The organism is Cupriavidus sp. UYPR2.512 (genome assembly GCF_000379565.1).
Taxonomy (GTDB): domain Bacteria; phylum Pseudomonadota; class Gammaproteobacteria; order Burkholderiales; family Burkholderiaceae; genus Cupriavidus.
This window is the reverse complement of sequence record NZ_KB903067.1, coordinates 1-1,682: the sequence shown is the minus strand read 5'-3', so window position 1 is coordinate 1,682 and position 1,682 is coordinate 1. Positions and strand designations below refer to the sequence as shown.

The window sequence follows — 1,682 nt, the reverse complement described above, 5'->3', positions numbered from 1 at the left end:
ATTCCGAACCTTCAGGGCGACGGAAATCGCGCTATATCATGCACTTGGCAATCTTCCTGAGCCTTCGTCAACCCACACTTTTTCCTGACGAACCTTTTTTATAAAGTTTCTTACGGGACAGAACACTGATATGTATTGACCGTGTCAAGTGCTCTGTTCCTTGTTCATGGTTGTTGAATCCAGTGTGTTTGGGCCAGGTCCGGCGGTTCTTCGACGGTTGATCATTCTGATATGCGCGGGTTGGCTACCGCATGACAAACGATTCGTCGAGGAGCTGCCTCCGTCTAGTTTCGAGGGTTGTGCTGTTTCCAGTTGCCTCCTAGTGTGCGCGAGGGTTCTCCACCGCTGCCGGACCTGGCCCAAACACACTGGGCGCTGTATCGGTTTGCTTAGGTCCCGCCGATCTCTGCCTGCTGGCCGATCGCCCAAATAAATCCCGTCAGTTCGCGCGCGATCGCCGTGCAGACCTGCACCGGCAATTTCCCGCGGGCAGTCAGATGACGAAAGCGCTGGCACAAGCGTTTCTGCGCACTCCATGCAATCTCCTGCACCTGCTCGGTGGTGCGCTCTGCGCGCCGTTGGAGAATGGCGGTCTTACGCGCCGGATGACGATAAGTCCAGGCCGCCTCGACCAACACCCGTCGCACATGGCTGTTACCGGTCTTGGTGATGCCGCCTCGTCGCTCTCGTTTGCCGCTGGAATGCTCGCTTGGCACCAGGCCAAGGTACGCCATCAGTTGCGGCGCATCGGAGAAGCGTCGCAGATCGCCAAGCTCGGCGACTACGGTTACCGCAGCAATCAGGCTGATACCCCGCAAGGCCATCAATGCCTCGATCACCGTCCAGACGGGGCAGTCTTGCACCGCGCGTTCGATTTCCTGTTCGAGGCTTGCTACACGTTGGCTGCAAGCCATGACCGTATCCATGTATTCCTGCAATACGATCTGCTGCACCGGTTGCGCAAACTTCACCCCTTCGAGCCAACGCCAATGCGCCTGGGTCCAGCGACACTTGCCGCTATAGCGATGGCCATGCCGCGATAGGAACGACAACAATCGTTGCTTGGCCTGCCGCTGCAGATGCTTCATGTCCTCGCGTGCACGGGTGAGGTCGCGCAATGCCTCTTGCGCTTCGCCGGGTATCCAGACCGCAGTCAGCTCTCCCGCTCGATGCAAGCGGGCCAGGCTCAGGCTGTCGCGACGGTCAGTCTTGACGCGTTCGCCAGGCTTCCTCGGAATCAGCGAGGGAGCCACTACCTGACAGTCTTGCTTCAGCTCGTTCAGTTGTCGATACAGCACATACCCGCCTGGCCCAGCTTCGTAGCAAAACGACAGCCGAGACCCGTCCCGCTTGAGCTGGGTGACCAGCTTCTTGACGGCTTCCGGGGTATTCACAATCTCTCCCACGTACCGGACTTCGCCGCTCGCCTGCGCTACCGCGACGGCGATCGTTTCCTGGTGGACATCCAAGCCCACGTACTTGCTAGACTTGTTCATGACCTGCCCCCTCAATTGTGGCTCTGGGCCGCTGGTTTACCTCACCTCAGCCTAATCCACGTCGCTTGAGGTGCGGCAGGTCAATACATTCTGTCTAGGAGCTCGTCGGAGTTGAGGTGAAGCGCGATTCAAAACATCAGGTTCATGACTGGGTTCGCGGCCGGATTGCGGGCTCATCTCAGTCGT

Annotated in this window: 1 protein-coding gene; it reads right to left on the bottom strand. The window is 58.5% G+C overall.

Going from position 1 to position 1,682, the window contains the following annotated elements:
- Positions 1-389: 389 nt before the first annotated feature.
- Complete coding sequence (locus A3A5_RS0120035; RefSeq protein WP_018312313.1) at positions 390-1,496, bottom strand: IS110 family transposase; 1,107 nt, start codon at positions 1,494-1,496, stop codon at positions 390-392.
- Positions 1,497-1,682 lie beyond the last annotated feature (186 nt).